This is a genomic window from Pseudomonas entomophila, assembly GCF_013523125.1.
GTDB classification, from domain to species: domain Bacteria; phylum Pseudomonadota; class Gammaproteobacteria; order Pseudomonadales; family Pseudomonadaceae; genus Aquipseudomonas; species Aquipseudomonas entomophila_B.
Map to the genome: position 1 here is coordinate 20953 of NZ_JAAMQJ010000049.1, position 12493 is coordinate 33445.

At 63.7% G+C, this 12493-nt stretch carries 12 protein-coding genes and 3 tRNA genes; 9 read left to right on the forward strand and 6 right to left on the reverse strand.

Translation table 11 applies throughout. From position 1 onward, the window contains the following. Positions 1 to 48: 48 nt before the first annotated feature. The 3 genes from G7007_RS19620 (at position 49) to mgtE (ending at position 2079) form a co-directional block, all read left to right on the forward strand. Positions 49 to 125: transfer RNA gene (locus tag G7007_RS19620), tRNA-Arg, on the forward strand. A gap of 73 nt (positions 126 to 198) precedes the next feature. Continuing rightward, positions 199 to 275: transfer RNA gene (locus tag G7007_RS19625), tRNA-Arg, on the forward strand. A gap of 361 nt (positions 276 to 636) precedes the next feature. After that, positions 637 to 2079, forward strand: coding sequence for a magnesium transporter (mgtE, locus tag G7007_RS19630; protein ID WP_181104453.1), 1443 nt, complete (start codon positions 637 to 639; stop codon positions 2077 to 2079). A gap of 61 nt (positions 2080 to 2140) precedes the next feature. On the opposite strand, the gene G7007_RS19635 is transcribed toward mgtE, so the two are convergent. Then, positions 2141 to 2467, reverse strand: coding sequence for an Arc family DNA-binding protein (locus G7007_RS19635; protein ID WP_181104476.1), 327 nt, complete (start codon positions 2465 to 2467; stop codon positions 2141 to 2143). A gap of 344 nt (positions 2468 to 2811) precedes the next feature. Between G7007_RS19635 and phnN the strand changes: the two genes are divergently transcribed. Next, the gene (phnN, locus tag G7007_RS19640) at positions 2812 to 3402 is read left to right on the forward strand and encodes a phosphonate metabolism protein/1,5-bisphosphokinase (PRPP-forming) PhnN (protein WP_181104455.1); all 591 of its coding nucleotides are present in this window, start codon (positions 2812 to 2814) and stop codon (positions 3400 to 3402) included. An 11-nt stretch (positions 3403 to 3413) separates the two neighbouring features. Here the strand turns inward: phnN and G7007_RS19645 are convergent, their stop codons facing one another. Next, a complete protein-coding gene (locus G7007_RS19645) occupies positions 3414 to 3602 on the reverse strand; it encodes a hypothetical protein (RefSeq protein WP_181104457.1) in 189 nt (62 codons plus the stop codon). Positions 3603 to 3983: 381 nt separating this feature from the next. Between G7007_RS19645 and G7007_RS19650 the strand changes: the two genes are divergently transcribed. The 3 genes from G7007_RS19650 to G7007_RS19660 all read left to right on the forward strand — a co-directional run bounded on the left by G7007_RS19650 (position 3984) and on the right by G7007_RS19660 (position 4726). Further along, positions 3984 to 4058 (forward strand) — tRNA-Arg (locus tag G7007_RS19650). Between the two features lie 127 nt (positions 4059 to 4185). Continuing rightward, entirely contained in the window at positions 4186 to 4383 is a 198-nt protein-coding gene (locus G7007_RS19655; protein WP_181104459.1) for a hypothetical protein, read from the forward strand. Further along, positions 4358 to 4726, forward strand: a complete 369-nt coding sequence (locus tag G7007_RS19660) for a hypothetical protein (RefSeq protein ID WP_181104461.1) — start codon at positions 4358 to 4360, stop codon at positions 4724 to 4726. Before G7007_RS19655 ends, G7007_RS19660 begins: the two co-directional genes overlap by 26 nt. A 265-nt stretch (positions 4727 to 4991) precedes the next feature. On the opposite strand, the gene lpdA is transcribed toward G7007_RS19660, so the two are convergent. Genes lpdA through G7007_RS19680 form a run of 4 tightly spaced genes read right to left on the reverse strand, consistent with a single transcriptional unit; the run spans position 4992 to position 9964 of the window. After that, positions 4992 to 6377, reverse strand: a complete 1386-nt coding sequence (lpdA, locus tag G7007_RS19665) for a dihydrolipoyl dehydrogenase (protein WP_181104463.1) — start codon at positions 6375 to 6377, stop codon at positions 4992 to 4994. 3 nt (positions 6378 to 6380) lie between these two features. Then, positions 6381 to 7670, reverse strand: coding sequence for a dihydrolipoamide acetyltransferase family protein (locus G7007_RS19670; RefSeq protein ID WP_181104465.1), 1290 nt, complete (start codon positions 7668 to 7670; stop codon positions 6381 to 6383). Beyond that, entirely contained in the window at positions 7671 to 8729 is a 1059-nt protein-coding gene (locus tag G7007_RS19675) for an alpha-ketoacid dehydrogenase subunit beta (protein ID WP_181104466.1), read from the reverse strand. Between the two features lie 2 nt (positions 8730 to 8731). Beyond that, positions 8732 to 9964 (reverse strand): 3-methyl-2-oxobutanoate dehydrogenase (2-methylpropanoyl-transferring) subunit alpha, encoded by a 1233-nt coding sequence (locus tag G7007_RS19680; protein ID WP_181104469.1) that lies wholly within the window; start codon positions 9962 to 9964, stop codon positions 8732 to 8734. A 193-nt stretch (positions 9965 to 10157) separates the two neighbouring features. Between G7007_RS19680 and bkdR the strand changes: the two genes are divergently transcribed. Then, positions 10158 to 10643 (forward strand): Bkd operon transcriptional regulator BkdR, encoded by a 486-nt coding sequence (bkdR, locus tag G7007_RS19685; RefSeq protein ID WP_181104471.1) that lies wholly within the window; start codon positions 10158 to 10160, stop codon positions 10641 to 10643. A gap of 273 nt (positions 10644 to 10916) precedes the next feature. After that, complete coding sequence (locus tag G7007_RS19690; protein WP_181104473.1) at positions 10917 to 12260, forward strand: MFS transporter; 1344 nt, start codon at positions 10917 to 10919, stop codon at positions 12258 to 12260. Positions 12261 to 12493 lie beyond the last annotated feature (233 nt).

Here is a 12493-nt window from a genome sequence, read left to right on the forward strand (position 1 = left end):
GCTAGCGTCATTATTACCAGTGGTAATCTGGTCTAAAACTACCGATCTGGACCCATAGCTCAGCTGGATAGAGTACTCGGCTACGAACCGAGCGGTCAGAGGTTCGAATCCTCTTGGGTCCGCCATACAAGATGATGCTGGTCGCTTGCCGATCAGCGTGATCCCACCAGTGGTAATCTGGTCTAAAACTACCGTACCGGACCCATAGCTCAGCTGGATAGAGTACTCGGCTACGAACCGAGCGGTCAGAGGTTCGAATCCTCTTGGGTCCGCCACATCCTGAAAAGCCCGCGCTTGTCGCGGGCTTTTTGCTGTCTGCGAAAAAACGCCTGCAGGCTGTGCAGGTGCCTCTCCTGCTGTCTTCTTCCTGCGCTGTATGTCATGTCGACTGACAGGGTCGATGGCACTGATTGACGTCGCCCCGGTCAGATCACTGACACGCAAACGGTTGTTTTCACCAAAAATTTAGGCGATCTGACTGTGCAGTCCGTGTATGATGCGCCCGTCAGCCCCGCCGGGGCTTGTGGACTCCCACCATGGACTTACCCAGTCGTTACTCAATAGCCCGTTTCACCAAGCTGAATTCGTCAGATTGATTCTCCCGGCGTGCCCCGCTGCTGGGAGCGGAGTACGCCTATGACCGAAGTAGAAGTCAAGAAAGCGCAGGAGAGCCTGCAGGACCGTCTGGCCCAGGTGGTCGAGTTGCTGCAGCGCCAGCGCGTCGTCGAAGACCTGACTCATCGCCAGGAAGGCCACCATCAGGATCGGGTGGAACACCTCGTCCACCGGCAGAATCTCGTTGAATTGCAACGCAAGCTCGATGACCTGCACCCCGCCGACATTGCCTATATCCTTGAAGCGCTGCCGCTGGAAGACCGTCTGACGGTCTGGCAACTGGTGCGCTCGGACCGCGACGGCGACATTCTGCTCGAAGTCTCGGATGCGGTACGTGAAACCCTGATCGCGGACATGGACAACCATGAGCTGCTGGCTGCCGCCCGCGAGATGGACGCCGACGAACTCGCTGACCTGGCCGCCGAGCTGCCGCGAGACGTTGTCCACGAGTTGATGGAAACCCTCGATGCGCAGCAGCGTGAGCGTGTGCGTTCGGCACTGAGCTACGAAGAGGACCAGGTCGGTGCGCTGATGGACTTCGAGATGGTGACGATCCGCGAGGATGTCAGCCTCGAGGTGGTGCTGCGGTACCTGCGTCGCCTCAAGGAGCTGCCCGGTCACACCGACAAGCTGTTCGTCGTCGATCATGGTGGTATCTTGCGCGGCGTCTTGCCGATCAAGCGGCTGTTGGTCACCGATCCCGAGCGTCAGGTGTCGGACGTCATGGCCAGCGATCCGGTCAGTTTCGTGCCGGACGAAGACGCCTACGAGGCAGCCCAGGCGTTCGAGCGCTACGACTTGGTCTCGGCGCCGGTGGTGGACAAGAACGGACGCTTGATTGGCCGATTGACCATCGATGAAATGGTCGACCTGATCCGTGAGGAGAGCGAGAGTGAAGTGCTCAACATGGCCGGTCTGCGCGAAGAAGAAGACATCTTCGCTTCGGTCTGGCGCTCGTTGCGCAACCGCTGGGCCTGGTTGGCGATCAACTTGATCACTGCATTCGTCGCCTCGCGGGTCATCGGCCTGTTCGAAGGCTCGATCGAGAAGTTGGTGGCCCTGGCAGCGTTGATGCCGATCGTGGCCGGCATCGGCGGCAACTCGGGCAACCAGACCATCACCATGATCGTGCGCGCCATGGCGCTCGACCAGGTCGCGCCGGGCAACACGCGGCGCTTGATGCGTAAAGAGCTGGCGGTCTCCCTGATCAACGGCCTGGTCTGGGGTGGCGTGATCGGTGTGGTCGCTTTCGCGCTGTATGGCAGCTGGTCGCTGGGTGTGGTCATGACGGCCGCCATGACGCTCAACCTGTTGTTGGCGGCGCTCATGGGCGTCCTGATTCCGATGACCCTGGTACGCCTGGGACGGGACCCGGCAATGGGGTCGAGCGTGATGATCACGGCGGTGACCGACAGCGGCGGGTTCTTCATTTTCCTGGGCTTGGCCACGGTCTTCCTGCTCTGACGGACAGGTACAAAAAAAGCCAGCATCTGCTGGCTTTTTTGTGGGGCAGGGTCGTAGAGGATCAGGACGCTTCGGCGGCCATCTCGGCATCGTGAGCGATGAGTGAGACCAGGGCATTCTGTTGGCGGTGGGAGAGCTGACGGAAGCGTTGCAGCAGCTCGCGCTCGTGCAAGGAAAGCTCGGGGCTGTCCAGGCGCATGCTCAGCTCGTCACCCAGGGCACCCTCTTGGATAAGGCTCTGTTCCAGGCGGGCGATGATTTCCGAGTTCATGCTGCGATGGTGATTGCGCGCCACTTCGGCAATGCGCTCGCGCATCCCGTCTGGCAGGCGTACGACAAACTTGTCTGCAGTGCGGCTCGAGTAGATAGCCTGTTTCATTGGGCGCATAGTATTGACCGGATTTTCTAGTTCAAGGGGGAAGCGGTTCTCGAAATGGGCCGCGCGGTGGGAGTACGACAGCGCGGACGACAAAACGTTCAACCGTGGCTGTTGCGAGCCGCTTATCTTGCCTCAAGGTCGCCGTTTCCCTGGCGTCAAATCTGTGACAAATAGTGAGCCGGGTACAGGCTCTTTGCCAGTACCAATTATCAGAAATGCGGACTGGTTTGAAAAGTGAGCGATTTTTTAAGGTCTGCGTCAAAGCGTCAGGCAACTGCCGTCAGAAAAGCAGAGGTGCCGCCTGGCGTGCGGACATGGCTGCCTGACGATCCCGTTCGACCCGTGGAGTGACCATGCTGGATCCTGTGATCGATGTGCCGCCTGTTTCTTCTGGAACACTCATTTATCTGGTCGGGCCTTCCGGGTCGGGCAAGGACTCGCTCATCGAAGCCGTCGAGCCTCATCTGGTTCGCCTGGGCGTGCGTCGTGCCCGACGTGTGATCACGCGCTCTGCCGAAGCTCAAGGCGAGCAAGCCACGGGCGTGAGCCGTGAAACGTTCGACCAATACGTTCGCCAAGGCGCATTTGCCTTGCACTGGCAAGCCAATGGCCTGGCATACGGAATTCCGGCGTGTATCGACACGTGGCTGATGCAGGGGCACAGCGTACTGGTCAACGGTTCGCGTGCGCATCAGCCAGACGCCTTGCAGCGTTATCCAGACATGGTGACGGTACAGTTGCAGGTGTCGCAGGACGTGTTGCGTCGACGTCTCGAGGCAAGAGGGCGGGAATCAGGCGAGGAAATCGAGCAGCGGCTGGCGCGCAGTGCGGCACTGGAGCCCTTGAAAGCAGGGGCCGTCCATCTACTGGACAACTCGGGCTGTCTGCAAGACACGGTGGATGCGTTGGTAGTGTTGCTAAAGGACCTGGGTATTACACATTAAGGCTGAAGCGTTCAGAAGGTCACCCGATCGGACGCTTGCGTCTGGATGACGGGCGAGCCTTCGCCCATGACCGCTTGACGCATGCCTTGACCGACAGGGTAGTCGAGCCCTGCCACGTGAGCCGGCTGACTGTCGACGACACCCAGGGCAACGACACAGGTCAGGGCCAGGGTGTTGAGTGCGATCAGAAGACGGGTCATGGCGAACTCCTTCAGGTGATGAGTAGCAGGCATCTAGGTGTTGCAGACACCGTGCCAACTCTTCACATGACGTCTGGCCCAATGAATCTGGCATCTGGATGGAACTTTTCCAACGGTGCCGATTGCACTTTGCATTCTGCACGGCCGGACCTCGTGCAAAATGCCCGGATGCCCGAAGCATTTGTCTGACAGACTGCGCAGAGACGGCTGACGGTGCCAGCTTCAGGGGGTGGCGTAGCATGGATGCCAAGGTTGCAGCATGAGCGGCCAGCTCGAAATCACCGATTCATTCTTGCCAAGGCAGTACGAAACACGCATTATTCGCGACCGATGGCGCCCTCGGTGCCATCGTCGTCAGCGCCGCGAGGTCATGCTGGACAAGTCCCTGTAGTTTAATGGATAGAACGGCCCCCTCCTAAGGGGTCGGTGCAGGTTCGATTCCTGCCGGGGACGCCATGGCCTGAACGCTCGACATCACACCCTCCTGCGTTCTGCATGCCCTCGCATGTTCGTTGTCGATCCAATCGCACGCTTGCCTTCCCTCCCGGTCCGAAGAACACACTCTTCGCACTGAGGCACCGCTATGGCCATTTCTGTCACCAAGCTGACCGGCGAGCACATCCCGGCGCATCTGCGACGACCCAACCTAACCGAACTGTTCGCCGTGACCGACGACGACGGCAAGGTGTATCACCTCGAAGACGATGTCGAGGCCGCGCGTCTGGCCGTGCAATTGAGTGATGAGGCCAGGCAGGATGAGCCCGCGCCAAAAGACAAGTGAGCAGGAACAACCTGTAGGCCAGCGGTATCCGCGTACCCCCGACGGCCGCTACTTCGTGGTCAAGCAACAGTTATGGCGCTGCACCAACCCTGATCTGCCGGAGGCGCAACGGCAGGCGCTGGTCAGCGAGTTGATGACGGCGCGGCGTGAGGTCAAGCAGGCCAAGCAGCTGGATGACGCTGAACGTTTGCGCCAGGCCCGGGCACGCGTGGACACTGCCAAGGTGGCGTTGGGAGAGCGCGGGCCGGTGTGGTGGGACGATGGCGCACCGGATTTCAATCGGCGCAAGGTGGCGCAGACGCCTTATGCGGAGTGGTTCGAGGCGCAGCCGGGAGAGGGGTGAGGTGCACGCTGGAGCGTGTCTGATCCTGATAGGCAAAATGCAGGAAAGGCATGGCTGATTTTGTGGGCCTTGCAGGCCCAATCGCGGCCGGTCCGGCGCCCCGGCTGGGGCCGTTCCTACGCCCGCCGCGTGGGCCGCAAAGCGGCCCCAAAATCGCAAAGTCGATACACAACCCGAAACTTTCCAGACTCGCCTTATCCAACGCCACTTGCCACTTGCCACTTGCCACTTGCCACTTGCCACTTGCCACTTGCCACTTGCCACGTCACACATGCAACGCATGCCCCAACGCCCTCAAGGCTGCCTCCTGCACCGCTTCCCCCAACGTCGGATGCGCATGGATCGTGCCTGCCACGTCCTCCAGCCGTGCGCCCATCTCCAGGGACTGCGCGAACGCCGTCGACAGCTCGGAAACCCCCACCCCTACCGCCTGCCAGCCCAGGATCAGGTGATTGTCCCGTCGCGCCACCACCCGCACGAAGCCACGCTTGGATTCCAGGGTCATCGCCCGACCATTGGCGGCGAACGGGAACTGGGCCGTCAGGCAGTCCATGCCCTGTTCATGCGCCTGGTCCGGGGTCAGGCCGGCCACCACCACTTCCGGGTCGGTGAAACACACGGCCGGGATGGCGCGTGGGTCGAAACGCCGTCGCTGGCCGGCGATCGACTCGGCGACCCGTTCGCCCTGGGCCATGGCCCGGTGCGCCAGCATCGGTTCACCGGTCACGTCACCGATCGCCCAGACGTTGCGCATGCTGGTCTGGCAGCGCTCGTCCACGGCAATCGCCGTGCCGTGCATGGCCAGGCCCAGCCCTTCGAGGCCGAACCCCTGGGTCCGGGGCTTGCGCCCGACGGCCACCAGGATGCGATCGCCTTCCAGTTCGAGCAGTCGACCCTCAGGATCACGCACCTGCAGACGATTCTGTTCGGGATCATGCCCCTCTACGGTATGTCCCAGGTACAGAGCGATGCCTAATTGCCGAGCGGCCTCGGCCACCGGTTGAGCAAGCTCGGCATCGTAGGCTGGCAAGACCTGCGCACGTGACTCGACCACGCTGACCGCGACCCCGAGCTTGCGGTAGGCGATGCCCAGTTCCAAACCGATGTACCCGGCCCCGACCACGATCAGGTGGCGCGGCAAGGTCTGTGGCGCCAGGGCTTCGGTGGAGGACACGACGGCGCCGCCTAAGGGCAGCATCGGCAGTTCGACGCTGCTGGAGCCGGTGGCGAGAAGCAGGTGCTCGCAGCGAATGCGTCGGCCGTCGACCTCGACCTGTTTGCCATCGAGCAGTCGCGCCCACCCGTGGATCACGGTGACGCCGTGCTTTTTCAGCAACGCCGCCACGCCCGTGGTCAGTCGGTCGACGATGCCGTCCTTCCATGCCACGCTGCGGGTGATGTCCAGGCGCGGCGTGGACACGCTGATGCCCAGCTCGGCGTGCTCGGCATGCCGGCAGGCCTGGTGAAACTGTTCGGCCACATGAATCAGGGCCTTGGACGGGATGCAGCCTACGTTCAGGCAGGTACCGCCCAGCGCGCTGCCCTCAATCAGGACGGTGGCGATGCCGAGCTGCGCGGCGCGAATCGCCGCCACGTAGCCACCGGGGCCACCGCCGAGGATCAGCAGTTGGGTATCGAGCATGTCAGGCATCGGTCACTCCACGAACAGGCAGGCAGGTTGCTCGAGCAGGCCACGCACGGCCTGGATGAAGCGGGCGGCGTCCATGCCGTCGACCACGCGGTGGTCGAAGGAGCTGGACAGGTTCATCAGGGTGCGGACCACGATCTGCCCGTCGATCACCACCGGTCGCTGGACCATGCGGTTGACGCCGACGATGGCCACCTCCGGGACGTTGATCACCGGCGTGCTGGCGATACCGCCCAGGGCGCCAAGGCTGGTCAGGGTGATGGTGGAACCGGACAGCATTTCACGGCTGGCCTTGCCCTGACGCGCAACCTGGGCCAGGCGGACGATCTCGGCCGCGTTGTCCCACAGTCCGCCGGCTTCGGCATGGCGCAGCACGGGCACCATCAGGCCATTGTCGCCCTGGGTGGCGATACCCACGTGCACGGCGCCGTGCTGGGTAATCACCTGAGCCTGGTCATCGTAGGTGGCATTGATCTGCGGGAAGTCGCGCAGCGCCACGACCAGCGCGCGCACCAGCAACGGCAGCAGGGTCAGCTTGCCGCGGCGTTCGCCCCAGGTGTCGTTGAGCTGTTTGCGCAGCGCCTCCAGGGCCGTCACGTCGACCTCCTCGACGTAGCTGAAGTGCGCGACCCGGCGCTTGGCGTCCTGCATGCGCTCGGCGATCTTGCGCCGCAGCCCGATCACTGGGATCTGGCGGCTGTCGGTGCGCGGCGCCGGGCCGGCGTGCCCGGGCGCCAGCGTGGCGGGGCGTTGCAGGAAGCCGTCGAGGTCTTCGTGCAGGATGCGTCCGGCAGGCCCGCTGCCGTGCACGTAACGCAGCTCGATCCCGGCATCCAGGGCACGTTTGCGCACGGCAGGCGAGGCGAGCGGTTTTTCGCCAGCCAGGCCCCGTCTCACGACAGGTTTGGCGTCAGGCACCTCATGGGTCGGCGCAGGCGCAGCGGCAGCTGGCTGGGCAGGAGCAGGTGTGGAAGCAGCGGACAGGGGTTCGGCGAGCGCAGGCGTTGCGGGGGCAGCCGCTTGCGCGCGAGGCGTGTCCGTCGCATTGCCCACGCCTTCGATCTCGATGCGAATCAACTCGCTGCCGACCGCCATGACTTCCCCCGGCGTGCCGCCCAGGGCCAGGACCTTGCCCGCCACGGGCGACGGGATCTCCACGGTGGCCTTGTCGGTCATGACGTCGGCCACCACCTGGTCCTCGCCGATCACATCGCCGACCTTGACGAACCATTCCACCAGCTCGACCTGGGCGATGCCTTCGCCGATGTCCGGCATCTTGATGACGTGCGTGCCCATTCAGACCTCCATGACCCGTTTCAAGGCGGCGCCCACGCGGGCAGGGCCGGGGAAGTAGGCCCACTCCTGTGCGTGGGGATAAGGGGTGTCCCAGCCGGTGACGCGTTCGATGGGCGCCTCCAGGTGGTGGAAGCAATGCTCCTGGACCAAGGCCACCAGTTCAGCGCCGAAGCCACAGGTGCGGGTGGCCTCGTGCACGATCACGCAGCGGCCGGTCTTCTTCACCGACGCGACCAGGGTGTCGAGGTCGAGCGGCCAGAGGCTGCGCAGGTCGATCACCTCGGCGTCCACGCCACTTTCCTCGGCCGCGACCTGGGCTACGTAGACGGTGGTGCCGTAGGTGATCACCGTGACCTCGTCGCCCGGGCGGACGATCACCGCCTTGTCCAGCGGCACCTGGTAGTAGCCTTCCGGGACTGCGCTCTGCGGGTGCTTGGACCAGGGCGTCACCGGCCGGTCGTGGTGGCCGTCGAACGGCCCGTTGTACAGGCGCTTGGGCTCGAGGAAGATCACCGGGTCGTCGCACTCGATCGAGGCGATCAGCAAGCCCTTGGCGTCATAGGGATTGGACGGCATCACCGTGCGCAGGCCGCAGACCTGGGTGAACATCGCTTCCGGGCTCTGGCTGTGGGTCTGCCCGCCATAGATGCCGCCCCCGCAGGGCATGCGCAGGGTCAGCGGCGAGATGAACTGGCCGGCGGAGCGGTAACGCAGCCGCGCCATCTCCGAGACGATCTGGTCGGACGCCGGGTAGAAGTAGTCGGCGAACTGGATTTCCACCACCGGGCGCAGCCCGTAGGCACCCATGCCCACGGCGGTGCCGACGATGCCGCTTTCAGAGATCGGGGCGTCGAACACCCGCGATGACCCGTACTTGGTCTGCAGGCCCTCGGTGCAGCGGAACACCCCACCGAAATAGCCCACGTCCTGGCCGTAGATCACCACGTCGTCATCGCGTTCGAGCATGAGGTCCATGGCCGAGCGCAGGGCTTGGATCATGGTCATGTCGCGGGTGCGCACGGCGGTGTCGAGGTCGATGCCACTGTTGCAGTCGTTCATCGTCAAACCCCCATCTGCTGGCGCTGACGGCGCAGGTGTTCGGGCATCTCTTTGTAGACGTCCTCGAACATCGATGCGGCGCTGGGAATGTGGCCATTGGCAAGGGTGCCATGGCGTTCGGCTTCCTTCTGTGCGGTGATCACTTCGGCTTCGAGTTCGGCACTGACCGCCTCGTGCTCTTCGCTCGACCACAGGCCCTGGGCTTCGAGGTGCTGGCGCAGGCGCGCGATCGGGTCGCCCAGCGGGAAGTGGCGCCAATCGTCGGCAGGGCGGTACTTGGACGGGTCGTCGGAGGTGGAGTGCGGGCCGGCGCGGTAGGTCACCCATTCGATCAGCGTCGGGCCATGGCCGCGGCGCGCACGCTCGGTGGCCCAGCACGAGGCGGCATAGACCGCCAGGAAGTCGTTGCCGTCCACCCGCAGCGAAGCGATGCCGCAGCCCACGCCACGGCCAGCGAAGGTCGTCGCCTCGCCCCCGGCGATGGCCTGGAAGGTGGAGATCGCCCATTGGTTGTTGACCACGTTGAGGATCACCGGCGCACGGTAGACGTGGGCGAAGGTCAGGGCAGTGTGGAAGTCGGACTCGGCGGTGGCACCGTCGCCGATCCAGGCCGAGGCGATCCGCGTGTCGCCCTTGATCGCCGAGGCCATGGCCCAGCCGACCGCCTGGACGAACTGCGTGGCCAGGTTGCCACTGATGGTGAAGAAGCCGGCGTCGCGTACCGAATACATGATCGGCAGCTGACGGCCCTTGAGCGGGTCGCGCTCGTTGGACAGTAGCTGGCAGATCATCTCCACCAGCGACACGTCGCGTGCCATCAGAATGCTCTGCTGGCGGTAGGTGGGAAAGCACATGTCGTCACGGTTCAACGCCAGCGCCTGGGCCGTGCCGATGGCTTCCTCGCCCAGGCTCTGCATGTAGAAGGACATCTTCTTCTGCCGCTGGGCCACCACCATGCGGTTGTCGAAGATCCGCGTCTTGAGCATGGCGCGCAAGCCCTGGCGCAGGATCTGCGGCGCGATGCCCTCGGCCCACGGGCCGAGCGCGTTGCCCTGGCCGTCGAGCACGCGGATCAGCCCATGGCTGAGGTCGGCGGTGTCGGCCGGCTCGACGTCGATCGGAGGTTTGCGGACCTGGCCTGCGTCGTTCAGGCGCAGGTAGGAGAAATCGGTCTGGCAGCCGGGCCGGCCCGTAGGCTCAGGCACGTGCAGGCGCAGCGGTGCGTACTCGTTCATGCTGTCCACGCTCGCTCGAGATTATTGTTGTGAGCTTCGAAGTCGTGCTGGCCTGCCGGCAGGTACGAGGCAGGTCTTGGTCACTTCAATGATAGGAGCAGTCGGAAAGAATATTTCTCTGATGTGCGTTGCCTTTGTCTCGTGCAACGGATAAATATTCTGCATAACCACAAGAACAAGGTGAGTTTCTCTGATGCGAAAACTCGATCGCACCGACATCGGCATTCTCAACCAGCTGCAGGAGAACGCCCGGATTACCAATGCCGACCTGGCGCGCGCCGTGAACCTGTCGCCGACCCCCTGTTTCAACCGGGTCAAGGCCATGGAGCAGGCCGGCGTGATTCGTCAGCAAGTCACCTTGTTGGCGCCCGATGTGCTGGGGCTGGACGTCAACGTGTTCATTCACGTGAGTCTGGAAAAGCAGGTCGAGCAGTCGCTGCACCGCTTCGAGGAAGAAATCGCCGAGCGGCCCGAAGTCATGGAGTGCTACCTGATGACCGGCGACCCGGATTACCTGCTGCGGGTGCTGCTGCCCAGCATCCAGGCGCTGGAGCGATTCCTCGACTATCTGACACGCCTGCCGGGCGTGGCCAACATCCGTTCCAGCTTCGCGCTCAAGCAGGTGCGCTACAAGACCGCGCTGCCGTTGCCCAGCAACGGCCTGAACATTCGTGAGTGACGGCCTGGGTCGCTCTCTGACGATGAGGCATTGCCCATTGGCCCGGGAACTGTTGCGCGAGGCGTTCATCGAACGTGTGTTCATGTGCGGCGTGATGCTGGCGTAAGCCGTTCGCGAGGCAGGCGTCCAATCATGCTTTTTGACCGGGCCGGGCCTGCGACATTCGGCATCAGCCCCTATGCTTTTGGCTTGCCGCTTGCCGCTTGCCGCTTGCCGCTTGCGCCCCGACCACTCGTTTTCTTTCACCTGCACCAAGGAGCCTACGGGACGCCGATGCGACAGATCTGGAAGTCATTTCGCTCGCTGTATTTCGCTGCCCTGATGATGCTGATCGGTTCTGGCCTGCTCAGCACCTACCTGGCCCTGCGCCTGGCTGCCGAGCAGGTCGACAGCCTGTGGGTCGGTGCGCTGATGGCCGCCAACTACTTCGGCCTGGCGGTCGGGGGCAAGATCGGTCACCGGCTGATCGCCCGTGTCGGGCATATCCGCGCCTATGCGACCTGCGCCGGCATCGTCGGCGCCGCCGTGCTCGGGCACGGCATGACCGACTGGCTGCCGGCCTGGGTCGGGCTGCGCATGATCGTCGGCATGGGCATGATGTGCCAGTACATGGTGCTGGAGAGCTGGCTCAACGAACAGGCCGACGCCAAACAGCGCGGGGCCGTGTTCAGCGGGTACATGATCTTCTCCTACCTGGGGCTGGTGCTCGGCCAGCTGATTCTGGTCGTGCACCCTGAGCTGGGCCCGGAACTGCTGATGCTGGTGGCGATGTGCTTCGCCTTGTGCCTGGTGCCGGTGGCCATGACCCGCCGCATTCACCCGGCTCCGCTGCGACCGGCGCCGATGGAGCCGCGTTTCTTCATCAAGCGTGTACCGCAGTCGTTGAGCACCGTGCTTGGCGCGGGGCTGATCGTCGGGTCGTTCTACGGTCTGGCGCCGGTGTATGCGGCAGGGCAGGGGCTGAGTACCGAACAGGTCGGTCTGTTCATGGGCTTTTGCATCTTCGCCGGGTTGGTGGTGCAGTGGCCTTTGGGCTGGTTGTCCGACCGTTATGACCGGGCCGTGCTGATCCGTGCCGTTGCCATTGGCCTGGCGATCAGTTCACTGCCGCTGGCAGTGATGCCGGGCGTGCCCCTGGAGCTGCTATTCGGCATCGGTTTCCTGATCTCGTTGCTGCAGTTCTGCCTCTATCCGTTGGCGGTGGCGTTCTCCAATGACCATGTCGAAAGCGAACGCCGCGTCTCGTTGACGGCCATGCTGCTGGTGACCTACGGCGTCGGTGCCAGCATCGGCCCCTTGGTGGCCGGTGTGCTGATGAAGTTGCTGGGCCCGCAGATGCTGTATGCCTTCTTCGTGTTCTTCGCGCTGGTGCTGGTCTGGCGGATTAGCCCGAAAGCGGTGACCGGGCTGCATCAGGTCGACGATGCGCCGTTGCACCACGTGGCCATGCCCGCAGCCGGCTCGCCGCTGTCGGCTGCGCTGGACCCACGGGTAGACGAGCAGGTGGTGCACGACGTGATGCAGGCGCCGGTGGCGGCGGAAGACACCGAGGAGGAGTACCCGCAACAGGGGGGCGTGCCGGAGACAGAGGTCGTCGAGGAGGAGCCGCGCAAGTAAGGATTGCAGGTCAGCGGGTGCTGTTTTTGCTCGACTGATGCTGCACCACAGTGCGGGATGTTGTGGGCCCGTCGGGCCCAATCGCGGCCGGTCCGGCGCCCCGGCAGGGGCCGCTCCTTGTATCTCGACTTTTGCCTCCTTGCAGGCCAAAGTTCTCGACTGATCATCGAGGGAAGGCCATGAAGCAGAGCCGCTCCTGGGGCATCGAGCCCGCATTGTAGATATGCTCGGGC

Coding starts and splice junctions, on each gene's coding strand:
- G7007_RS19655 (WP_181104459.1), top strand. CDS start 4,186: ATGGCCATTTCTGTCACCAAGCTGACCGGCGAGCACATCCCGGCGCAT.
- G7007_RS19660 (WP_181104461.1), top strand. CDS start 4,358: ATGAGCCCGCGCCAAAAGACAAGTGAGCAGGAACAACCTGTAGGCCAG.
- G7007_RS19690 (WP_181104473.1), top strand. CDS start 10,917: ATGCGACAGATCTGGAAGTCATTTCGCTCGCTGTATTTCGCTGCCCTG.
- G7007_RS19680 (WP_181104469.1), bottom strand. CDS start 9,964: ATGAACGAGTACGCACCGCTGCGCCTGCACGTGCCTGAGCCTACGGGC.
- G7007_RS19675 (WP_181104466.1), bottom strand. CDS start 8,729: ATGAACGACTGCAACAGTGGCATCGACCTCGACACCGCCGTGCGCACC.
- G7007_RS19645 (WP_181104457.1), bottom strand. CDS start 3,602: ATGACCCGTCTTCTGATCGCACTCAACACCCTGGCCCTGACCTGTGTC.
- mgtE (WP_181104453.1), top strand. CDS start 637: ATGACCGAAGTAGAAGTCAAGAAAGCGCAGGAGAGCCTGCAGGACCGT.
- G7007_RS19635 (WP_181104476.1), bottom strand. CDS start 2,467: ATGCGCCCAATGAAACAGGCTATCTACTCGAGCCGCACTGCAGACAAG.
- bkdR (WP_181104471.1), top strand. CDS start 10,158: ATGCGAAAACTCGATCGCACCGACATCGGCATTCTCAACCAGCTGCAG.
- phnN (WP_181104455.1), top strand. CDS start 2,812: ATGCTGGATCCTGTGATCGATGTGCCGCCTGTTTCTTCTGGAACACTC.
- lpdA (WP_181104463.1), bottom strand. CDS start 6,377: ATGCCTGACATGCTCGATACCCAACTGCTGATCCTCGGCGGTGGCCCC.
- G7007_RS19670 (WP_181104465.1), bottom strand. CDS start 7,670: ATGGGCACGCACGTCATCAAGATGCCGGACATCGGCGAAGGCATCGCC.